This is a genomic window from Nocardia sp. NPDC050175 (assembly GCF_044459885.1).
GTDB lineage: Bacteria > Actinomycetota > Actinomycetes > Mycobacteriales > Mycobacteriaceae > Nocardia.
On sequence record NZ_JBITJI010000004.1, the window covers coordinates 373,982 to 396,693 of the forward strand.

Consider the following 22,712-nt stretch of genomic DNA (forward strand, 5'->3'; position numbering starts at 1 on the left):
CTCTTGATGCCAGACCCGTCGAGCCTGGATCCTCGGCTGCGCTAAGCGTCATAAGCGCGTCATGTCAGGCCAATGGTCAGCTGAGCGCTGCCCTGTAACGGTCGAACTCGGCTCGAGCCTCCTCCGGGAGCGGCCCGTCTGCTGTCACGATCCCGTACCAGTGGTTGTCCTGTGGGTCCAGGATGCGGTCGAGGGCGCGAACCGCTAGAGCATGCAAGTCCTCGTTAGCGCCGAAGTCAAGATCCCGGGCATACTCACGGCCACTGGTATCGGTGATCAGACCAGGCTGCTGCCGGTCGGCGATCAGTGCGACCACCGCCAGTGCGGGGACGGACACGAAGTACTCCAAGTAGTCCGTGGATACCGCCGAATTGAGCAGCTCTCGAAAACGCTCAGTAACGTCACGGCCGGAATCGACAAGGCCATCCAGATAGTCAAGTGCGCTGTCGTCATCAAAGGCTCCGTGGCCCCAGTTTCCCACGTCTTACTGTCTATCAGAAGGTTGATGAAAGTACACATCCGATACCGGGTACATGTTCATTGCGAGCCCCATAGCACCCGGCCGCCGACGATGACGATGACCCCAATATTATATAAAGCACTCCGGCAAATATTGGTGCCAGACCTCCGTCGAGCCTGGATCCTCGGCTGCGCAAGGTCCGGCACCACACCTTTTGACGAGAGCCCGTTGATCGCTGGGCTTCTCACTCCTATTTTCTCGGCCGGAGAATTCTTCACTCTGCTCGACCGCACCCCAGCGGCCGAGCACCACCTCGCCGACCCGGTCAATTCGGATCAACTGGCGGACGAGGGCGCTGTCACAAGCCAGCGCGCATCGCTCCGCCGCACCCAATCACACCCCCGCTCGCCGATAGCCGATCGGCCATTCACCGACGAGCGGCACCCCATCACCTGTTCAGCGACACAACAACTGTCCTGAATATGCCTCCGCGAGAAGCGAACTCGGCAACTGATTGCCGCAACCGAGCGTGTATTATTTCGGGCAGCCGCCGGTGGTCGGGTTGGTGGCACACAGGGCGGCGCTGCCAGTGCTGGCACTTCCGGTGCCCGCGCTGCCGGTCGAGAGCGGGGTTCCGGCAACGTTGCCGTTGCCGACCTTGACACCACCGCTAACCGAGGAACCGGAGTCACTACTACCGGTGGCCAGCACATCGATCAGGCCGCCCAGCGTGCTCGCCGAACCGGTGCTCGCGACGGGCGCGGCCTCCTCGGCCGAGGCCGTACCCGCCATTGCCAGCATCAGACCCGATGCCACGACCACCGCAGCGCCGATCGCACGAAAATTCCTCATCGAATTTCTCCTCATCAGAAGTTTTAACGCCACCCCGATGGTCCCCACCGAAAGGGGTGGCGGCCGAGTCAACTAAATCTACGGCGACGAATTTTTAACACATCGCCGCGAGGCTTACAAATCGGAGAGATCAAACCTGCGCAAACCATCGCGACCTCGATAAATTGAATCGTCTGACTCTTATGAGCATGTCGAATCGCCCGTACCCACAATTCAGGTACAGGTCGATTTCGATATGTGCGCCAACTGAATTCTTCCCCCGCCGACAAACGCCGGAGAGACCTTCATCGCAGAGATAATATTCGCTACCTCATAAGCCCTATGCGGTGTAGCTGGTGGCGGTGGCGTGTATTTGCCTCACGTAGGTGTCGGAGTGGTTGTAAGCGAAGATGGCTTGTCGCCATCCGCGTGCGGTGGACAGGTCACCACCGGAGGCGCACAAGTAGCGTCCTGCTGCCAGTGCGGCGTCGTCGATGTTGTCCGGGCTGCCGACCTGTTCGCTGGCTGCGGATTTGGCCTTGGCGAGAGTAGTGGCCAGGGTTTTGTAGTCGGTATCGGCACGCACACCCCACCGCTTCCACGTGTCGGGGATGAACTGGAACGGACCCGCCGCCGTCGCATAAACGGTGTGACCAGTGCGCGCCGAGGCATCGGGATCGATGATGCGAGCGTTGCCGTTGGTGCCATCGAGCGCGACACCACGGATCGGAGGTTTCACCAGACCATCGGTGGCGATCTTCGCGCCACGATGACGGCCGTGGTCGCTTTCCACGCGAGCGATACCGGCCAGCGTGGTCCACCCCAGATGACAGCCGGGTTGGGTTTTCGCCAGCACGACCGCGGCATACCCGTAGGCCTGCAACGCCCGCACCGGAATCCCGTACTTGCCGCCTCGGCTGCGCGCCCAATCCTGCAACGGGGCGGCCTGGCGACCGGCCGCGACCAACTGGATCATCGGCACCGGCTCACCGGTGCCGGGCGGCGCGGCCCCGACCTCTCGATCGGGTCCGCGACCGCAGCCCGCGACAGCGGTAGTCACCGCGACTACCGCCACCAGCAACGCCAGAAGAGGCGCGATCCCCCGCCGACCCCGCGCGCTCGATGGGTATCTGTTGCTCATCATCTCTCGAAACTCACTGACACTGTTGCCGATGCCACGTGTCCAACTACGTCACCTACTTGCACGACCGGGCCGTAGTTGTAGGCGTGGTTGCGGTCGGCTTCTTCGACGTCGAGGGCGGTGTTGTCGTGCGCTGTGGGCTCGTCGTCGACGGCGCCCGGGTGGTCGTTGTCGGTGACGGCGTCGTCGTTGTCGTCTTCGTGGGTGTCGTTGCTGTCGGGCACCCCGTCGGCTTCGACGTCGACGGCCGCGGCGGTGTTGTCGTCGCCGGGACAATCACGGTGACGGTGGACGGTTGCGGTGGTGTTGTACCGGCCGGGACAACCACGGTGACCGTCGACGGGCCACCACCAGGAACCTGAGTAGACGGCTGGCGCGACGCCTGCACCGAAATGCTGCCGTCGATCGAGAAGCCGGGGCTCGCGGTCGGTGTCTCCGTAATCGTGGACGGCGCAACGGTTTCGGTCGTAACACCGGTTTCCGTCGTCACCGGGTCTCCGCTGACGTTCTCGATCGGGGCCGAGTCGGTCACCGTCACCGTGGCCGGCGTGACCGACTGATCGCCGCCCACCGGTTCAACACTCGGAATATCCCCCGGCGGGGGCACATCACCCGGTGTCTCGGAAACAGTTGTCGGGAAACTGGTTTCGAGCGGTGTCGTCGTGCTGGCGAGCCCGCCCTGCAGCAGTTGAGTGATGTCATCGAAGCTCTGAGTCCCTGGCGACGCGTCCGACGACGAGGCGGCATCAGTCACCTCGCCTGTTTTTTTCGGATTAGTCGCTGTCACGATCACGACGGTTATCACCGCGATCATCACGACGGCCGCAGCCGCGGCGTAGGGCAAGTGCCGGCGGACGTCACCCGCGGTGACGTAGTCGCTGACCCGCCGCCACCGCCGCACCAGCGGGGACACCGCTTCCTCGCCGGGAGCCGCATCCTCGCCGGGAACATCCCCCTCCGACACATCGTCCGGATCGTCGAAGGCATTCGGCTCATCCGGACTGTGCTGATCCTCGTGGATGCCGGCGGGAATGGCGATGACTTTGGTCGCCTCAGGGTCGTCGTAGCCGGGGTCGTATTTGTCGGGATCTTTGTTGTCGGGTTCTCGCACCAGAGTGCTGCTTTCTTCTCAGAGACGAGTCGCCCCACCGCCTGATGGCATGCGGGATCAACCCGTCGACGGCCCACACGGGCACGTACTACGAGTGACGAACTGTCGGAGGTGTTGATCCGCGGAATCGCGCTGCCCACTCGGTTCCGCGAGTCGCGGGCGGCTGTGCCGGTCAGGCCTGGCACAGCCGCCCGCAATTGGTGATAACGGAGCTAAGAACCAGTCACCACGCCACGCAGAACACGCCCCAAGAACCGCCCATTCGAAGACCCCGACGATCCGTCGCCCTCGTCCGTCCCATCCTGCGACCCGGTATTCAGCGAACCCGACGACCCAGTTGTGGACGAACCCGAAACCCCCGGCCCGGAGAACGATGAACCACTACCGCCCTGATCAATCTGCTCGACATTCGCGATGTAGCGCACCACTGGCAATGGTTGCGCAGACGCGGCCACCGCAGGCAGTGTCAGCGCCCCCAACAAAGCACCAGCGAATATTCCACCAGATATTATGTTGATCTTTTCCATCTAGCCTATTAGCCCCTTCAACTGAACCGACGCAAAGACGCACTGGACTATTCCCATTTCCACCCAGAACATGCCATTCAACGGTGCGATATAGCCGCACGCCCTCCAACGGCGTGAGAGTCAGCCCTATCGCTTCAACGAACCGAATCGACTCCTCAGCGTCTTTCGGATTGGTAATGCACGCCTATTCAAATCACCAGTTCTGAGCCCGTTCTTCACACAGCTACCCATCATCCGAACTGACTAAATCTGCATCAGTGCCGGCGCAGACCCACTACCCGTTCGTTTCCTTTCCGATCGCTCGAAGAACATCCGCTAACCAAATGAGTCCGTAGGAAACGATGTCTTCGTTAGCAATCATTGCCGCAACATTGCTCCACGATTCGGAGATCTGGCCAACCGTCAACCCCGGAGGATCCGAGTACACGTTGTTCATCTCCGCCACCGGCACCGACCAGAAATAGTCGTCATTAATTGATACGTTGCCGTCCGGCGACATACGTCGGACGTGATCAATCAGCACATTGAATGCGTCGATCAATTGCCCATAAGTCATGACCACAGCTGGTTCGCTATTCATTTTATCAGCCATTTCTGATCCTCGCGATCTCATCTTTGAAGTTTTGAATCTCATGCTCCAAGTGCCGCACCCGACCTTCGATGATATTCTGACGAACCTCCTCGCTCGGTGCATTCTTCAGAAACTCTTTGTTGTCATACGCATCGGGGTTGGCCTTGTACGCCTGAAGCTTTGCTTCATGCTCTTTTATTCGTTCCTCCAACGATCTAATACTCTTTTGTTCCTGCGTCGTCAGTTCACGTGGCCGGGTGCCCGCTCCCGCCGCAGTGCCAGCATCTGCCGGGGCAGGCACCGCTTGGGCAGGTGCTGGCACTGCCGCTGCAGCTGGTGGATCGGCTGGCTTCGCAGGGTCTGGCTTGGCCATCTCGTTGCCGAGGTCTATTGCACCCCAGACAGCGCCTGCGGCAGCACCGGCCAACACGGCACCTTCGACAATGGCAGGGATAGCGGGGACAAGGAGGAAGACGAATGTGCCGGTGAGGTCGCGGGAGTTGATCGGGTCGCCGTTGCAGTACTCGTAGCCGTTGGCTGACCCTCCGGGCACGGGGTCGACTTGCAGGAACCGGCCCAGGATGGGCAGGTAGGTGCGGGCTCCCATCTCGAGGGCTTGTTGGCTGGCGAGGTGCTCGATGGGGACGGTGTGCTGGCCGAGGTAGCCAAAGTCCATGCCGCCTTCGGCGGTGGCCGGTATCGGGATGTCACCAAAAGCGCCGGTGCCGGGGTCGATGTTTTGGCCGTACGGGTCGTACAGGTGAATGGTTCCGGTACGGGTGGCGGTGCTGTCTGCGGTGAACAAGATGTCACCATGGACGTTCGGGTATGACCAGTTGGCGTCGTTCGAGGTGTAGTTCTTGGTGAGCACGGCACCGCCGGGCAGCTTCAGCACACGCTGGCGCAGGTTCCCCGAATCGTCAAGGATGAAGTCCGGTCCGCCGGAGTCGGAGGTGAAGCCGTATCGAGTGACCTGTCCTGGTTTGCCCTTCTCCTTGACCGTTCGGGCGGTAATGCGGTCGTTGACATCTCGGGTGTACTGCACCGACCGGCCGGAAGCGGTGGCCGTGGACATATGCCGGAGTGTGGAGTCGTAGCCGAGTGTGTCGGTGCCGATCTTGGTGGTGTTGCCGTAGTTGTCATAGGTCAACGACAGATTTGTGGCACCGCTGGTGGACAGCAGCCGGTCGGCGTCGTCGTAGCAATAGCTGGTAGCGCTGGGTGTGGCGCCGTTGAAGCTGTCGGTGAAGGCGGTGCGGTTGGTATTCAGGCCCGCCTTCTTGTTCGGACCGCACCCGTTGTCACTGTCGAATACGTAGGTCAACTGGTGGTGCGGAACGGTGGCCGCGACCAGGCGGCCGATGCCGTCATAGGTGTAGGAGGAGCTGTAGGCAGAACCGGAATTTGCTGTGTCGGTGATTGTTTCGTCGATGATGCGTTGGTCGCGAGAGCGGGTCACCGCGCTGGTGACCTTGGATCCGGGCACCTCCCAAGTGAACGCAGCCAGTGAGCCCGTGTCGTTGTGGGTAATACCGAGGTTGGAGTTATTGCCATACGCGACGCGCTGCAGAACTCCCGCGTCGTATCCAGGAGTGGCAACTGTGGTCCCGTCCAGGTCCACACGGATCAGGCGGAACGCGTCATCCCAGACGTAGGAGAGAGTCGAGGTGACTCCCTTGACCGTGGATTTCTCGCTGACCTTACGCCCGGCGCGGTCGTATCCGGTTGTCGTGGTGACGCCGGCGGCGTCGGTGTAAGAGGTGATCCGGCCGAGCAAATCGACCACTTTGGCGCTAAACCCACTGTCGTCGCTGACTTTCAGCTCCCGCGGGTCACCGCCTGCCGCGTAGCCGTAGGTGATGGTGCGACCTTTTTGATCGCCCATCGCCGGAAACGACTTCTTCACGGTGCGTCCGCGGGCGTCGTAGTCCAAACACAACCACGGCTCACTGTTGGTCCGCAGCGCGACGACACGGCCAGCGGCGTTGTAGACCGTCTCGACGGTGTTGGTTGAACCGTCGGAGTTCTTCGGCCCGCGAATGGTTTTGACTCTGCCGCCCTGGTTGACAGCAACGGACTTGGCATCACAGGGGTTGGCGCGGGTTTCGTTGTCCCCGTAGTAGGTGGAGGTACCGCGCTTATCAGGATTGGTGAGCTCACCGGTCGGCAACGTTTCGGCCAGTTGGCGAAGAAAGCCTTGACCGGGCCGCTCGAACAATTTTCGGCCAGTCAGGTTGAGCCCGCCCGGATCTCCGGTCTTGGATACCACCAACCCGAAGACCGGGTCGATGCCATTGGCCGGGTCCGAGTAACCCTTGACCACCTGCTTCGACGGTGCCCGCTCGATGTCGCCACCGGAAGTGTTACCGGTGGCCGTGCTGGTTTCGAGGCCGTAACGGGGTGCCAGGTTCTGCCCTGGAACCGTGACCTCAGTGCCTGCACCCGAGCGTGTCCAAGTGAAGTCGAGTGCACCGGTGGTGCCGCCGCGGTTGTAGTAGTCGACCCGAACTCGATGCCAGCTACCAGCGGTGGTGTTGGTGTAGGTGCCGGATACAGCGGTGGCGGCCTTGTCGGTCCAGCTGTCCACCGTGAGCACGTCGTCGATCCACAACCGGACACCGTCGACAACGGTGAACCCGAGTTTGTACTCACCGGTTACGGGGAACTTGACCTCACCAACGAACCGGCCCGACCAGCCACCACTGTTCGCGACAGGCGGCGTCGAACCCCAAATGCGTTTCAGGCTGCCGTCGGCGGTGCCGACACCGGTCGCCCATTCCTTCGGGATGCCCGCGAGGAAGGGGTTGTCGTAGAAGGCAGTCTCCAACCCCGCCAGATTCTCGTCATACCCCTTCCGGGTATGGGGCATGGTGTCAGCGCACTCAGGCTTGGGCAATTGCCCATCGAAGCAATCCGCAGGAGCCGGACCATACTGGTCCGTCGGGCGATCGGCGTGATCATAGATCAACGTCGAACGCCGACCAGTCGTGTCGATCGTGGCTGTCAGCTTGTCTTTGGCGTTCCATTCGGTTCGGACGGTGTCGCCGACGGCGTCGGTCGAGGTGAGCTGGCGACCGGCGTCGTCCCAGGTCACGGTGCGGGCGTATAAAGTATCGAGTCCGCTGACACTGAAGGACGCTTTTTTGTTGACGATTTCGTACCGGTAGTTGCGGGTCACCCGGTAGCCCATGTCGCTGCCGTCCCATTTAGGTGCGGTGACCTGAACCGGCCGCGAATGCGGACGCGCGGGATCGTTGTCGTCGTAGAATGTGTCGTACTCGACCAGCCAGCGTTCGGCGTTCAAGTTGTAGGACGGCAGTGTGGCCCGCCAGTCCACCGCCAGACTGTCACGGACTTCGTTCAGCGGCCCGACCCGGTCGAGTGCCTTCTGCTTTTTCTCGGTGTCGTTACCGGCCTGGTCGTACAGGTATTTCGCGGCATCCAGATCCAGGTAGCTGTAGTCGCGGATCTCTGAACCCGGGTTCTCGATCCGGGCCAGTGCGCCGACGATGTACCAGAGCCGGGTTTCGGTGCCGTCCCAGTACTTGATCCGGCACAACTTCTGTTCTGGCGCGGAGTAGGTGCCCGGCGGCCGGGATACACCGCCATAGCATTTGTCGCTGTTGTCGGTGTTGTAGTACAGGGTGTGCGACCGGCCCGACACCGGGTCCTTGATCTGGGTCAGCCGTGCTGGTGTGCCACTGTAGAGATACTGCAGCGACGCCGGTTTCTTGCTGTCGGCTACTTTCGACACCGCGGCCAGGGTGCCATCGACGTTGAACACCGACACCACACCGTTCTTTGTGACCGAGATCCGGCCACCGGCATCGACAGCAAGGACACCGGCTTCATCCTTGGGCGGGGTGTATCCACCGGCCGAGGCCTTGGCCCAACCGTGTTTCCCACCGGAGGCGTCGGTGAGCACCACCGATCCGTCGAGCATCTCGGCCGCGACGTACTCGCTGCCCATCAGTCCCAGCGTCCAGCCGCCCGGCAGCGGTGCGGGGTCTTGGGCGAACAACCAGTCGGTCGGCACGACCTTGGGCCCGATGTTGTGGGAGCGGTTGTCACCGGTGCCGGTGGTGCTTTTGGCCCACAACACCATTCGTGGCTTTTCTGTCGTGTGGTGATACAGCTCGACCTTGATCGGCACCCGCTGCCCCGCGGTCAGCGACACATCGGTCTTCTTCTTGGCAGTGACCGCGGCGAATTCGTCACCGACCGCGGCAGGGTTCGCATTGTCGTAGGCGAGGGTGTTATCGATCCAGATCTTCGCGCCGTCGATATGGGAGCCCGCGAAGCTGAAATCACCGGTTACCGGAGCCCGAAAGTATCCTTCCCACCGCACGACGAACCACTGCTTGTCCAGCGCGGCAGGTACCGGATCTTCCTTCCACGGCTGGGTGTCCGCGGTACCGGTCCAGGTGCTGCGGTAGTCCAGGTTCACCTGTGGTTCATTGCGCACCATCACCGGCGTCGTATCCGCAGCACCGTTGTGGTCGGCGTCGTTGAAATACGACCCCCGCACACCATGCCCGTCGCCGCCCTGGCGCGAGTTGTACGAGAAGGTCACTCCTGCGGATCCACCAAGTGCCTCGAAGACCGGGCCCGCCGCAGTGGTCTGGAGATTGCCGTTGAACTGGTTGATCGTGACCGGGCCCATCGAGTCGGTCGGTGCAGGCCCCGCGTTACCGATGCGCTTGTCCACGGTGAAGTGCCCGACCCACTTCGACGGGGTCGGCGTCGAACCGCCGGGTGGCACCGTTGCTGCGGTCCAGCTGTAGCGGGCACCGTCACGCAGCACATACTGGGGGACCGTCCACTTCGGGGTGTTCAGGCAGCCGGAGTCGACCACGCTGCCTGAGCGGCCGTCGAAACCGGTGGAAATCTTGAAGCAGTACTTGACCCCGGATCCGGCGGCGCTGACTTCCAGCGTCGGAGTATCGGTTGCGATCACCGAGTCCTCGACCGGGGCAACCAGGTTCACCTGCGGGCCTGGATTGGGATTGGTCGGGTCGGTGGGATTGGTGCCTGTGCCGTCGCCGTAGTCGACGACCAACGCCGCTTGCAACAGCTTGTAGGAGTATGAGCTGGTTTCGGTGCCACCCAGCATGAACCAGGTATTCTTGTCGGTGGCTTTCACGCGGTCACCGAGGAAGCTGGTCAGCGCGGGCGCGGTCAGCGAGCCGGATTCGCCGATGCTGGCCGAGGCCAGTTCCGGGCCGATCGCGTCGTAGCCCAGCGGCGTTTTGGCCTGGTACAGGGTCACCGTGGACGTGGGCTTCATCTCTGCCAGCGGTGCCATCAGTTTCAGGTCCATGCGGGCGCCGGTGACGTTCTTTCCGGCCAATGGTGTGAGGTTGTAGCGAATGGCGGAGCGCCAGAAGGCGTCCCGGCCCAGCCCGGATCTCGCGTTGCCGACCCGGATGCCGCAGTCGTCTTCTGCTGAGCATGGGGCTGCGCCCTTTTGGTAGGCGATGGCCTCGGCTTGCTGTCCGAATCCGAAGGTGTAGGTCGGGTCGACCACCACCGGGAACTTGCGGGCCGAGTCTTTCAGCCACTTCGTGTCGACAGCCACAGTGAGCTGCCACGCCTCGCCGTCGCGGGCCAGGGTGTAGCTGCCGTCGGTACGTGCCGAGGGCGTCTTGTCCTTGTCGTTGCCCGAAGAATCCCAGACCTCGATCGGGGGCAGCGCGGCGACGACCTTGCCTGCCTTGTCACTGATCTTGACGGTCTTGCCTTCCACCTTCGGTGTCAGCGCACCGGTGTTCAGCTTGAACACCCAGCGCCCTTCGCCCACAGCAGAAGCGGCCTTCAGGACGATCGGCTCTTTGATCGCGTCCGCGGACACGTCATAGGTGACATCAGTGTTCGGCAGGGCGTTGGCATAGGTCGCGGTCGAGCCGGTGACCTTACGGCCGGCCTTGCCTGCGCCCTTCAATTCGAGGGTGACCGGAGTGCCGTTCTGGTTGACCCGGAACAGATTCGGGTCATTGGCGAACTCGGCCAGGTCGATCCCGACACCCGTTCGTGCCGCGGTGACCCGCTTGGAATCTTTCTGCTCCACCAGCCGGGTATCGATCGGATCCCAGCCGCCGCGGCTGTTACGGACACTGATCGGCACCTGCGACAACACCATCGTCTTGGTGCCGTTGGTGTTGGTGAACTCGACCGAGTCCTCGGTCCGCGCGGACTCTTTCGACGTCTTCGGATCGAAACCACTCTGCACCGGAGCGGCAGCGGCAGCGCCGCCCGCGAGCAACGGCGTGAAATCCGCCTCCGGCTCCGACGCCTTAGTAGTCATCGAAGGCTTCGCGACGGCCTTCGACAACATCAGCGGGATATCCCGCGGATTCTTCCCTTTCGGCGCCGCGGCGGCCTCCGGAGAAACAACCACCTGCACCAATGTCGCGATCAACGTGGCGACCAAGACGGCCGACCACGAGACCACTTTCAACCGATACCAACTAGCAGGGAACCAACGCACCAACGCGTCGCCCTGACGGCGAAACCTCATCACACTCCACAACACCCGAGCCCATCCCCTTGATAGGCCATCCCCAAATCGGGCGAAAGAGTAGCAACGCAACAAAACAACTCGAGGCGGGATTAATTGTGCACGATCCACCCGGATTGTGAAATAGCTCACTCGACGAGACTCGACGTATGACTTTAGCAAATTTCCATCTGTTGATTCTTCAACTTCATTCCGGGGCAAGCGATTTGAGCTATTCACGCCACCGGACCCATTGTGCCCTATGAGCGACCTGGGCTGCACTCCCTTTGCGCACAGCACTTTTCGATGCCGCCGCCCTCGCGGCAAGAAACACCGCAAACGCCGCATCGTCGGTATATCCGTTGACTCCGAACAACATTGGCGGACACTCTTTCCATCCGGAAGGTCTCACGCCTATGTGACGACGCCAATGATTGGATTGCGGCCCCACCGCAACCCGGACACAGCCCTCAGGAGGCCGAACCCATGGACTCGGTCGCCCGAGATTGCCTACACAACAGCTTCCCGCACGCAACCAAATCAGCTGCGCAGCTTCATATCTGATGAAATATCGGCGTCAGCAACCAGGCAGCACATCATCAGACAAGCAGGCTCGACCTAGGCACCGACCAACCCCAGACACCGGCACGCTCAGGCTTCTCTCAGCTTCCGCTCAGCCTCCCCTAACCCGAATACTCCATAACATCGAGCCGGACGGCTTCACGGCGACAAGATAACCTGTTGCAGCACAAGCATTTTCAGAATCTGGCTGATAACCGGTCACTCGAGACCGCATCCCATCAAGTGGTACAGCAAACCTCGCGCGACAGCAGTCGACGAACACGTCGACCGACGGATCGGTGCCCGAACTGTGGGATAGATCACTACGAATGAGGTCGGCAGTAACTTTCCCGCACGCTCCGATGTCGCGATTGGGCCAGGTGGTGGCCCAACCAGTTGTCCCGACACGGTCAGTCCAACAACACATTCCAACACCGATCCCGGCCAATACTTCGTCGGCGCGCGCCCCGCCGTTCAGTCGGGCAGGGGTTCGGATGGGTCGAGGGTGTCGTCATGCAGCGCGGGGCTGAGAACGGCGATCAACGCCAGCAGGCCCATTGCCGCGGCGATGGTCAGCGCTGTGGTCCGGGTGCCGAAGCTGCTCAGCAGCAGACCACCGACGAACGCGCCTGCGGACGCCGTACCGGAGGAGACGAGCGCGAAGACGCTGCTGACCCGTCCCTGCAGCCTGCCGGGGGTCGCGGCCAGCTGGCGTACCCCGATCACCACGTTCATCAGCGCGCCGGCGAAACCCATTCCGGCCATGAGCAATCCGAACGCGAGGGGCTCGTGGGTAAAGGCTACGGGCGTCATCAGCGCCGTCCAGACGATGAGCGCGCCTGCGATCACGGTGAACAGTCGCACCCGATCGACCACCCTGGCGCCGGCCAACGCCCCTGCTATGCCACCCAGCCCACCTACCAATCCGATGAGACCGACGGACAACGCCGATCCGCCGTGCTCCTTGACGGTGAGCGAAAGTGTCAGTACGAGAACCTGAAAGAGCAGATTGCTCGCTGCGATGAGCCCGAAGGCGGCCCGCAGGAATCGCTGCCGCCACACCCACCGCATCCCTTCGATCACCTCGGCCCGGATATTGCGGGGGGATGCGGTCCGCGGTCCCTGCAGATCCTTGCGGATGAACAGCAACGTGATGAGAGCCAGCAGATGGGCCAGGGCGGTGAAACCGAACGGCACCCAGGAGCCGAGGGTGAAAAGGCCGCTCCCGGTGGGCTGGCCGAGCAACCCGGCGGCCTGTCCACGCGCCTCGTTCTGCCCCATGGCCTGGGGCAGTTGGTCGCTGGGCACGATATGGCCGATGGCCGCCCGCTCGCCGAGCCGGTAGCAGAGCGCGGCCGAGCCATCGACGAACGCCGCCACCATCAGCACGGGCAACCACAGGCTGCCCGAAATCAGCATCGCCACGACCACGACCATGGCGAGCAATCCGGCCAGGTCACTGCCGATCAGCAGCCGCCGCCGATCCCAGCGGTCGACCAGCGCGCCGGCGGGCAGTTGCACCACCAATTGCGGTAGCAGGACGGCGAATCCGACGAGACCCGCGCCGATCGGGCTGTTCCCGTACCACAGCATGAGCAGCGGGTAGGCGACCACGCTCGCGCGCAGGCCGAGCATCGAGAGGCCGGCGCCGGTCCACAGCAGCAGGAAGTCCCGATTACGACGCAGCGGGACCGTCTCGGCGCGCACACCCTCCGGCGCGGACTCGTCGAGCAGACTCACAGGGGTCCACCGGCGGCCGCGACGACGCCGACCCGGCACCATTCCAATACCGCCATCGCGCTGTGCATCTTGTTCTCGGCCTGGTCGAAGGCGATGCTGCGCGGACCGTCCAGCACCCCTGCCGTCACCTCCTCGCCCCGGTGGGCGGGCAGGTCATGCAGGAAGACGGCCTGTGGACTGTCCTGCCACAGCGCCTCGGTGACCTGGAACGGCGCGAAGATCCGGCGCCAGTCGGGATCGGGCTTGCTGGTGCCGGTGGTCTGCCACCGCGTGGTGTAGATGGCGTCCATCCCCGCGGGGAGGTCGGCCATATCGTGCCGCTCGCGCAGCATCGATCCGTGTGCGGCGGCCCAGGTTTCGGCTCGCCGCCGGATATCGGCGGTGAGCCCGTAGCCCCGCGGCGTGCGCAGTTCCAGTTCGGTGCCGGGGAAGCGGGTCAGCCCGAGGGCGAGCGCGGCGGCGGTGTTGTTGCCCTCGCCGACGTAGAGCACACGCAGCCCGGACAGCTGGCCGAAATGCCGCAGCAACGTGCTGAGATCGGTCAAGCCCTGGGTGGGGTGCTCGTCTTCGCTCATCGCGTTCACCACCGACATGCGGTCCTGGGCCGCCCAGACGCGCAGCTCGGCGGGATCGCCCGCGGTCCGCGCCACCAGCGTGTCGAGCATGCGGGACAGCACCCGACCGGTGTCCTCGCTCGTCTCTCCGGTGTTGATCTGCAGATCGGCGCCGTTGTACGCGATGATCTGCGCGCCGAGTCGCAGCGCGCCCGCGGAGAAGGCGGTCCTGGTCCGGGTCGAGGTCTTGCGGAAGTAGATACCGGTCACCGTTTCCGCTAGCGGTCGGCCGGAAGTCGGTGCGCCCGAGGCGAACTCGGCGCCGCGAGTCACCAACGAATGCAGGTCGACATCGGTGAGGTCATCGAGAGAAATGAGATGGCGGATGGCCACAGCGTGCTCCTTTCCAACCTGCAGCGTCGGCGACGGGTCTATCGGTTTTCTATTTAGAGACGCCGTATAGCCGCCGGGGACAGGGTCGACCGGAACCGGGCCGTGGATCGTCCGGTCGCGACCGGCTATCGAGAGGAACGAACAGGCATGCTGATCCTTCGGCGATCCGACGTGGTGGAGACCCTGCGAGACCAGGAATTGGCGATCATCGACGTGGTCGCCGAGGCGTATCGGCTGCACGACGCGGGCAGCACGACACTGCCGCATTCGACGTTCCTGCGCTTCCCGGAGGAGCGACACCGGCGTGACCGCATTATCGGCCTGCCCGCCTATCGCGGCGGCGCCGCGCCGATCGCCGGGATGAAATGGATCGCTTCCTTTCCCGGCAATGTCACGGCCGGCCTGGAGCGGGCCACCGCCACCGTCGTCCTCAACTCGGTCGAGAACGGCCGTCCGACAGCGTTTCTCGAGGGCTCGGTGATCTCCGCCAAGCGCACGGCGGCCAGCGCCGCCCTGGCGGCACGCCTGCTCGCAGGCCCGGACACACCCACCGGCGTGACGCTCGTCGGCTGCGGCGTGATCAACCTCGAGATCCTGCGCTTTCTGGCGGCCGCCCTGCCCGGCTTGGCCGAAGCCACGCTCTACGACCAGGATCCGGCGCGCGCCGAGGCGTTCGCGCGGACCAGCGCCGAGGCCGTGCCCGGCGTGCGGACGGTGCTGGCGAGCACTCTCGACCAGGCCCTTGCCGCCCACCCGCTGCTGTCGCTGGCGACCACCGCGGCCGAGCCGCACCTGGACCTGTCGCCCTGTCCCCCGGGCAGCACGGTACTGCACGTCTCGCTGCGCGACCTGACGGTGCAGACCATCCTCGACGCCGTCAACATCGTGGACGACACCGATCACGTCTGTCGTGAGCGGACCTCGCTACACCTCACCGAACAGCACACGGGTAACCGGGATTTCGTGACCGCGCAGATCGGGGCGCTGCTGCGCGGCACGGCACAGCTGCGGCGCGAGCCGGGGCGGCACGTGGTCTACTCCCCCTTCGGGCTCGGCGTGCTCGACATCGCACTCGCGGAATTCGTGCGGGCGCGAGCGGAGCGCGACGGGCGGGGCACCCGGGTGCCCGACTTCCTCGCGTCGTGACGCGAGCCGGGTGAAAGCTGTTGTGCCGGAGGGAAAACCCTACCTCGGATTGGTCGGTATCCTTGGCTGACCGGTCCGTCGCCGATCGCCAGACTGGAAGACATGCTGAGTTGGCCAGAACATCGTCCCCTCGTGACCCGGCCGCGGCGGGCTGCGCAGTCCCCGGGCCACCGATGGGCGGTGCTGTGCGCTGGAGGCGTTACGGTGCTACTTATTCCATGGTGTGTCATCCTCTTCGCCACCCTGCCGCAGACCGTGCGGGTGGGGAACTGGCCGCTGCTCTGGCTCGGTCTCGACGCCGCGGAGGCCCTCTGCGCGGCGGTGACCCTGCTGTTGCTGCTGCGCCGCAGCCCCGCCGCCGCGCTGAGCGCCTCGGTCGGCGCGGGGCTGTTCTTCGCCGACGGCGTGTTCGACATCGGGACCTCACTGTCCGTCGGTGGATTCACGGTGTCGCTGCTGATGGCGGTGTGTCTGGAATTCCCGGTCGGTATCGCCGCACTGTGGTTCGCCGCGCGGGCGCTGCGGGAGCGGCCACTGCCGTCGGACAATGAGGTCGCCGACGACGTTTCGCGGAGTCCATCGCGCGGGCGCGCCATGGGGAATCGCGCATGACGGCACAGTCCGTTATCACGATTCCGGCGCGCCTGCTGCGCCCGTGGCGGACGGCGGCGTTGTGGACGGCGTGCGCCCACGTGGCCGTCGACGGCGTGGTCGCCGTGCTCGGCGCGCTGGCGGTGACGTGGTTCGCGGTGGCACTCGTCCTGGTACCGATCGGTCTCGGCATTCCGCTGGTGATCGCCGCCAGGTGGACGTTGTACGGGCTGGCGGTGTTCGAGCGTAACCGGTTCGCCGCCACCGGAGGCCGGGAAATCCCGCCCCCGACGCCGCCGGATCTGTCCGGTCCGGTGATGCAGGCCGCCCGCCGCCTGGTCAACGATCGCACGCTCTGGCGCCACATCGGCTACTTCGTCCTGCTGGTGCCGGTGTCGGCGGTGACCCTGGGCGGCCTGCTGATCGCATGGTCGTTTCCGCTGGCACTGCTGCTGATGCAGGTGTATTGGGCGCGCAGGCCGGCGGGCGAGATCGTCGTCGGCCCGCTGGCGCTCGGCGGCATCGGCGGGGCGATCGCGGTGACGGTGGTGACGCTGACGCTCGGCGCAGTGCTGATACCTAGGGGGATGCGGCTGCTGCTGGCGCTGGACGTCGCCCTCGCCGACGCGCTGCTACTCCCGTCGCCGCACGCGGTACTCACCCAGCGCGTCGAGCATCTGCAGCGCACCAGGGCCGCGACCGTCGAGGCGGCCGAGGCCGAGCGGCGGCGCATCGAACGCGATCTGCACGACGGTGCCCAGCAGCGCCTGGTCGCCCTGTCCATCATGCTCGGCCGAATCAGCGCCCGCCTGAAGAAATCCGGCGACCTCGAGACCCGTGCCCTTGCCGAAGAGGCCAAAAGGAATGCGAACGAGGCGATTACGGAACTGCGCAATCTCACCCGCGGCCTGCACCCGCCGGTGCTGACCGATCGCGGCCTGGATGCCGCGCTGTCCGCGGTGGCCGCCCAGTGCCCCATCCCGGTCGAGGTCGACGTGCGCGTGACGCCGCGCCCGTCGATCACGGTGGAGAGCATCACCTACTTCGTGGTGACCGAGGCCTTGACCAACGTCGCCAAGCACTCTCGGGCCGAGCGGGCGCGGGTGGCGATCACCCGCACCGGCGACCGCCTCACCGCGACAATCACCGACGATGGTGTCGGCGGCGCCGATCCGGCGTGCGGCAGCGGGCTACGCGGCCTGACCGACCGCGTTGCCGGTGTCGACGGGCGGATCCGCATCGCCAGTCCCGCCGGTGGCCCTACGGTCATCGAAGTGGAGATGGCATGCGAGTGATGATCGCCGAGGATTCGGCGCTGCTGCGGGAAGGCATCGCGGCCCTGCTGCGGGAGCAGGGCATCGAGGTGTGCGCCACCGTCGGCGATGCCGACGCCCTGCTGAGCGCCCTCAGCGACGACGAACCCGACGTCTGCGTCATCGACGTCCGGATGCCGCCGACCTTCGTGGACGAGGGCCTGCGCGCCGCCTTGACGATTCGCTCCAGCTGGCCCGGCGTTGGTGTGCTTGTGCTGTCCCAGTACGTCGAGGAGCGCTATGCGCTCGACCTCATCGGCGCCGACAAGTCCCGCGACGACCCCGATGGCGGTGGTGGTCTCGGATACCTGCTCAAGGACCGGGTGTCCGAGGTCGAGGACTTCGTCGACGCCCTGGCCCGGGTCCATCGCGGTGAGACCGTGCTGGATCCCGAAGTGGTCAAACAGCTACTCGCCCGGAGCCGCCGACAGGATCCGCTGGCTACCTTGTCGGCCAGGGAGCGTCAGGTGCTCGCGACGATGGCGGAGGGGCGCTCCAATGCCGGAATCGGCGCCGAACTGTTCATCGGCGCGGCCGCCGTGGAGAAACACATCCGCAATATCTTCACGAAATTGAGCCTGCCCGCCGAGGACGGTGACAACCGCCGTGTCCTCGCCGTGCTGCAGTACCTGGGGGTCTCCGAATGACACCGCGGACCCGCCGCTGGTTCCTTGTCACCGGCCTGCTGGTGTTCGCCGTCGTGGTCGCCAGCGGCCTCTCGTTGATCATCGATCATGTGCTTCCGCGAAAACCGTTCTCCGCGACCGCCACCGTCGCCGCGGGCACCAGCCTTCGGGTGGCGGCCGAGGCCGCCGACATCACCCTGCGCGCCGGGACAGACGAATCGGTACACGTCACCGCCACCGGCGACTACCCCTACACCGCCACACCGAACACCATGACGGCGTCCACCGCGAACTCCGTCACGACAGTGACCGGCGGCTGCCGGAGCGCGTGCTCGCTACACCTGGACATCACCCTGCCGGCCACCCTCACGGTCCAAGCCGAGGTCAAGTCGGGCAGTATCACCACGACCGATATCACAGGCCCCCTCACCGCGCGTACTCAATCCGGCTTCATCGAGGTCGCGAACCCGGCGAGTCCGGTCGAATTGCACAGCGGCAGCGGACAGATCGTGGTGCGCGGCAGCCGCTCGAACCGGCTGATCGCCACCGCGGCCAGCGGCGAGGTCCGGGTCGGCTTCACCGCCGTCCCCACCGCGGTGACCATCACCACCGCCGCCGGTCACGTTGACCTGAACCTCCCGACCGCCGAGTACTACATCGACGCCACCAGCCGGTCCGGTACCCCGACGATCGACGTACCCAACAACCGCTACGCCGGCAACACGATCAAGGTCAAAACCGAATCCGGTGGTATCGACATCCACTGACCCGACCTCGGCGCAAAGCCCAGTTGACTGCCGTAACTCTTTGCAGCAGTAGGTATTCCACCACGATAGGAGCTCTGTCATGGCCATGCTCGAACCGAACGACGCCAGCGGGATCCGCTTCCTCACCGACGAGGAAACCGACGCACTCCTGGCTGCCCCGGACGGATCGACCTGGATCGGCCGACGTGATCGCACCCTGCTGCAGGTGGCGGTGCACACCGGGCTACGAGCATCCGAAATAGTCGGGCTCTGCCGCGAGGACGCGCACCTGGACACCGATCCACACCTGTGCTGCCATGGGCCGGAGGGTGCCTATCGGGCGATCCCATTGACCCCGGAAACCGTTGCCGCACTGAGCACGTGGCTCGCCGAAGGCAACGACACCGAGCTGATCTTCTGCACTCGATCCGGCGGAGCACTCAACCCCGCCGCGGTGGAGCGGCTGATCGCCGGCCACGCAGCCACCGCCGCACGCGCCAACCCGGCACTGCGGATCACCGACGTGTCGTCGCACACCCTGCGCCATACCGCCGCACGGTCGCTCCTGCACAACGGCGCCGCCCCGTCGGTGGTCCCGTTCCTGCTCGGATACGAGACCGCCTGACGGGGCGGCGCCAGAAGGAGCGGAAGGCTACTCGCGCACCGCGATAGCCTCCACCGCGCGCGTCCGGCAGAGCAGCCAGGCCGGAATGATGGTCGAAAGACAGGCTGCGGCAACGGTTCCCACGATCGTCACCAGATAGGTGGTGGCATCGATCGACGGGACCACCGAGCCGGTGATCCCCTTGCTGAACGCCGCGAGCGTGAGCAGGGTGACGAAGGTCCCCACGATCACCGAAACCACGCCCACCGCACCGGCTTCCCACCCGAGCATGGCCATGATCTTGGCACGGCTCATGCCGATGAGGCGCAGCGCGGCCAGTTCCCGGCGGCGCTGGAAGGTCGCCATGGCAAAGGTATTCACGACGGCGATGCCGGTGAAGGCGATCACCAGCCCCACGACGAGCGCATTGAGGGCCTCGTTGTTGCGCGACTGAACCGGCGCCGGAGCGTTGTCGGTGATGCCGACCCCCGGGAATGCGGCCGTGGCCGCTTCGATCCTGGCGCGGTCGCCCCCCTTGATCAGAATGGCATTGTCCTGCAGCGTATCGACGTGGGCCGCAAGCAGATCGCGGGGCAGAATCAGGTCACCGAAACCGAGGTTTCGACGGTAGAGAGCCACCACGCGCATCGTGGCCGCGGTGCCGTCGGCGAGGGTCAGTTTCAGTTCCGAGCCCACCTTGGTCTGTGCGCCGTCGGCGGCGTTGTCACTGACCGCGACCGTGTCGGCGGCCATCCCGGCCAGCGAGCCCGCGTAGATCTCCGGGTCGACCATGGTGCTGAGATCAGCCGGCGTCATGCCCTGCACGGAATATCGGTTTCCGTCCACAAAGGCGCTGCCGCCGACCATCTCGGTGACCGCGGCCACGCCAGGCTCCGATCGCAGCGTGGCGGCCAGGGCCGGCGGCACGCCGGCCTGTCCGGTGACGGTGTAGTCCGCGAGAATCCCGTCCCGGGCCTGCACCCCGGCCGCCCCGGCCAGCGTCGGCGCGAGGGACAACGCGGTGCACGTGACGGATACGGCCAGGATGAGTGGGGCGAATCCCGCTGCGAGACGGCGTGGTTCGAATCGGCCCGCGGCGGCGGCGAGGTATCCGCTGACGCGGGAGAAACGGGCGCCTGTCGAGGTCAGGACCACCGCGAGCCCGGCGAGCGGCACGGAGAGGAATCCGGCGGCGATCGCCGGGACCAGGATACCGCCCATGCTGACCGGCAGCCCGGCCTTCTGGGTATGCGCCAGCACCAGCGTGGTCAACACCCCGGCGAATCCGATGATCGCGACCACGCCGGCCACCTTTGCCCACCACGCCGTGCCCCGGCCCGACAGTGCCACCTCGCGCAGTCCCTCGACCGGATGCATCCGGCTGGTGCGCCAGACCGCCACCACGGCGGCACACCAGGCCGCAAGCAGGGTGGTCGCCACGGCGACGGCGGCGGGAATCGGACTGAGCGACAAGCGAAGTGTGGCCGGAATGATGCCGGAGTCGACCAGCCACCCCTGAGAGAGCGCGGCCAGCGCGGTCCCGGCCACCGCCCCCGAAACCCCGGCTGCCAGGCCGAGCCCGATCGCCTCCCGGCCGATCATGGACCGAACCTGCCGGGGCGTCGCGCCGACGGCTCGCAGCAGTGCGATCTCCCGAAGCCGCTGCTGGGTGGCGAGGGTGAAGGTGCCGGCCACCACCACCAAGGCGATCCCCAGGGCGGTCCCGCCCGCGGTGGCGCCCATGCTGATCAGCTTCACCCGGTAGCTCGAGGCGTCGGGAAATTCCTGGGTGCCACGCCCGTCACCGACTTGAACGCTCGCGGGCGTATCCCGAAGCGCCTGCCGCACCGCGTCTTCGGCCGAGGCAGGCCAGACGCCGATCGCCGCCACCTGGCCCTGGTGACCCGCCAGGCGCCGGGCCTCGGCGGTGGAGAAATAGAACAGCCGCTGCCGCAACCCGTGATCGGTGATGCCGGTGACCGTATAGCTGCCGGGCCCGTCGCCGGCGATCACCTGGATCTTGTCTCCGACATTCAGGTTCTCCGCCGCCGCGGTCCCGGCATCAACGACGACGTCACCGGCGCCCGACGGAACGGCGCCGGCGCCCAGGCTCATCGGAGTCATTGCGGCAGAGTCCCATTCGTGCCCCGACGACTCCGGTCCGTCGACAACCTGCCCGTCCTTGACGAGATGTACCGGGAAGGTGAGTTCCGACACCACGCGCGTCACGCCTGGCACGGCGGCGAGGCGGGCGGGGACGGTGTCGCTCACCCAGGCCCGGTCCGGCAGGTCCTTGGTGCGATACCGGGGCGCACCCTTGTGGTACTGCGTCCAATGCACCTGCTGATCGCCGGTGACCACGAGGGGCGATCCCGCATACCGCTCGGGTGCCATGGATCCGGCCAGACCGGTCGCCAGCAGCACCCCGCACAGCGCGACCAGGGCGGCGGCGAAGAACAGGGCGACCAGCGCCGCCTTCCGGTGCCGAACGGTAGTCCAGAACTGGGTCACGACACCCGCTCCAGCTCGGTCATTCGCTTCGCGACGAGATCGGCGGTCGGTGCGGTGATGATGTCGGCCACCCGCCCGTCGGCGAGAAAGACCACGGAGTCGGCGAAGGACGCGGCAACCGGATCGTGGGTCACCATGATCACCGTCTGCGCCCATTCGTCTACCGCTCGACGGAGCAGCTCCAGTACTCGCCGGGCGTTGCTGGTGTCGAGCGCACCGGTCGGCTCGTCGCCGAAGATCACCTGTGGGCGGGTGATGAGCGCGCGGGCGAGGGCCACCCGCTGCTGCTGACCGCCGGAGAGCGCGGCAGGCAGGCGGCCCGCCTGATCGGCGAGCCCCACCAGTGCCAGGGCCTGCTCCACCCGGTTGCGCTCCGCTTTGATTCCCGCCAGGCGCAACGGCAATGCCACGTTCTGCGCCGCCGTGAGCGACGCGATGAGGTTGAAGGACTGGAAGACGAAACCGATGTGTTCCCGGCGCAGCACGGTCAGCTCGGTCTCCGACATCGCGGTCAGCTCGTGGGCGCCGAGGTGGACCGTGCCCGCCGACGGCTTGTCCAAGCCTGCCGCACAGTGCAGTAGCGTGCTCTTCCCCGAGCCCGAAGGCCCCATCACCACCGTCATCGCCTGCCTCGGCAGGTCGAGTGTCACCCCGCGCAGCGCGGATACCGCTCCGCCGCCCGCGCCGTACACTCGCTCGAGTCGGTTCAACCGAACAGCGGGGCCACCTGCATGGCCGACGCTATCCGGAACGCCAACGGATTTCGGAACCGATCGCATGCGCGATCCAC

At 65.2% G+C, this 22,712-nt stretch carries 16 protein-coding genes; 6 read left to right on the forward strand and 10 right to left on the reverse strand.

Features of this window, described 5'->3' with window-relative positions:
- Window positions 1-76: 76 nt before the first annotated feature.
- The 8 genes from ACIBK2_RS16240 to ACIBK2_RS16275 all read right to left on the reverse strand — a co-directional run bounded on the left by ACIBK2_RS16240 (window position 77) and on the right by ACIBK2_RS16275 (window position 14,385).
- Window positions 77-481 carry a DUF4259 domain-containing protein gene (locus ACIBK2_RS16240; RefSeq protein ID WP_396967896.1) on the reverse strand — a complete coding sequence of 135 codons (405 nt, stop codon included), beginning with the start codon at window positions 479-481 and terminating at the stop codon, window positions 77-79.
- 513 nt (window positions 482-994) lie between these two features.
- Window positions 995-1,312: a hypothetical protein gene (locus tag ACIBK2_RS16245; protein WP_396967898.1), complete on the reverse strand. Its 318-nt coding sequence runs from the start codon at window positions 1,310-1,312 to the stop codon at window positions 995-997.
- A 319-nt stretch (window positions 1,313-1,631) separates the two neighbouring features.
- Window positions 1,632-2,351, reverse strand: a complete 720-nt coding sequence (locus tag ACIBK2_RS16250; RefSeq protein WP_396967900.1) for a murein transglycosylase — start codon at window positions 2,349-2,351, stop codon at window positions 1,632-1,634.
- Between the two features lie 136 nt (window positions 2,352-2,487).
- Complete coding sequence (locus ACIBK2_RS16255) at window positions 2,488-3,543, reverse strand: hypothetical protein (RefSeq protein WP_396967902.1); 1,056 nt, start codon at window positions 3,541-3,543, stop codon at window positions 2,488-2,490.
- Window positions 3,544-4,344: 801 nt separating this feature from the next.
- Complete coding sequence (locus ACIBK2_RS16260) at window positions 4,345-4,662, reverse strand: hypothetical protein (protein WP_396967904.1); 318 nt, start codon at window positions 4,660-4,662, stop codon at window positions 4,345-4,347.
- Complete coding sequence (locus ACIBK2_RS16265) at window positions 4,655-11,158, reverse strand: PA14 domain-containing protein (RefSeq protein WP_396967906.1); 6,504 nt, start codon at window positions 11,156-11,158, stop codon at window positions 4,655-4,657. Before ACIBK2_RS16265 ends, ACIBK2_RS16260 begins: the two co-directional genes overlap by 8 nt.
- A 1,014-nt stretch (window positions 11,159-12,172) precedes the next feature.
- Window positions 12,173-13,438, reverse strand: coding sequence for an MFS transporter (locus ACIBK2_RS16270; RefSeq protein ID WP_396967908.1), 1,266 nt, complete (start codon window positions 13,436-13,438; stop codon window positions 12,173-12,175).
- Window positions 13,435-14,385, reverse strand: coding sequence for an ornithine carbamoyltransferase (locus tag ACIBK2_RS16275; RefSeq protein WP_396967910.1), 951 nt, complete (start codon window positions 14,383-14,385; stop codon window positions 13,435-13,437). Before ACIBK2_RS16275 ends, ACIBK2_RS16270 begins: the two co-directional genes overlap by 4 nt.
- Window positions 14,386-14,532: 147 nt before the next feature.
- Between ACIBK2_RS16275 and sbnB the strand changes: the two genes are divergently transcribed.
- The 6 genes from sbnB to ACIBK2_RS16305 all read left to right on the forward strand — a co-directional run bounded on the left by sbnB (window position 14,533) and on the right by ACIBK2_RS16305 (window position 19,432).
- Window positions 14,533-15,531, forward strand: coding sequence for a 2,3-diaminopropionate biosynthesis protein SbnB (gene sbnB, locus ACIBK2_RS16280; protein ID WP_396967912.1), 999 nt, complete (start codon window positions 14,533-14,535; stop codon window positions 15,529-15,531).
- Between the two features lie 204 nt (window positions 15,532-15,735).
- The gene (locus tag ACIBK2_RS16285; protein WP_396967914.1) at window positions 15,736-16,143 is read left to right on the forward strand and encodes a hypothetical protein; all 408 of its coding nucleotides are present in this window, start codon (window positions 15,736-15,738) and stop codon (window positions 16,141-16,143) included.
- Window positions 16,140-17,417, forward strand: a complete 1,278-nt coding sequence (locus tag ACIBK2_RS16290; protein WP_396967916.1) for a sensor histidine kinase — start codon at window positions 16,140-16,142, stop codon at window positions 17,415-17,417. Before ACIBK2_RS16285 ends, ACIBK2_RS16290 begins: the two co-directional genes overlap by 4 nt.
- The gene (locus tag ACIBK2_RS16295; protein WP_396967918.1) at window positions 17,408-18,082 is read left to right on the forward strand and encodes a response regulator; all 675 of its coding nucleotides are present in this window, start codon (window positions 17,408-17,410) and stop codon (window positions 18,080-18,082) included. The genes ACIBK2_RS16290 and ACIBK2_RS16295 overlap by 10 nt, the downstream gene beginning before the upstream one ends.
- Window positions 18,079-18,828 (forward strand): DUF4097 family beta strand repeat-containing protein, encoded by a 750-nt coding sequence (locus ACIBK2_RS16300; RefSeq protein WP_396967920.1) that lies wholly within the window; start codon window positions 18,079-18,081, stop codon window positions 18,826-18,828. Before ACIBK2_RS16295 ends, ACIBK2_RS16300 begins: the two co-directional genes overlap by 4 nt.
- 79 nt (window positions 18,829-18,907) lie before the next feature.
- The gene (locus ACIBK2_RS16305; RefSeq protein ID WP_396967922.1) at window positions 18,908-19,432 is read left to right on the forward strand and encodes a tyrosine-type recombinase/integrase; all 525 of its coding nucleotides are present in this window, start codon (window positions 18,908-18,910) and stop codon (window positions 19,430-19,432) included.
- 27 nt (window positions 19,433-19,459) lie between these two features.
- Here ACIBK2_RS16305 and ACIBK2_RS16310 read toward each other — a convergent pair whose 3' ends face one another.
- Both ACIBK2_RS16310 and ACIBK2_RS16315 read right to left on the reverse strand, forming a co-directional pair.
- Window positions 19,460-21,922, reverse strand: coding sequence for an FtsX-like permease family protein (locus ACIBK2_RS16310; protein ID WP_396967924.1), 2,463 nt, complete (start codon window positions 21,920-21,922; stop codon window positions 19,460-19,462).
- A complete protein-coding gene (locus ACIBK2_RS16315; protein ID WP_396967926.1) occupies window positions 21,919-22,701 on the reverse strand; it encodes an ABC transporter ATP-binding protein in 783 nt (260 codons plus the stop codon). The genes ACIBK2_RS16310 and ACIBK2_RS16315 overlap by 4 nt, the downstream gene beginning before the upstream one ends.
- Between the last annotated feature and the right edge of the window lie 11 nt (window positions 22,702-22,712).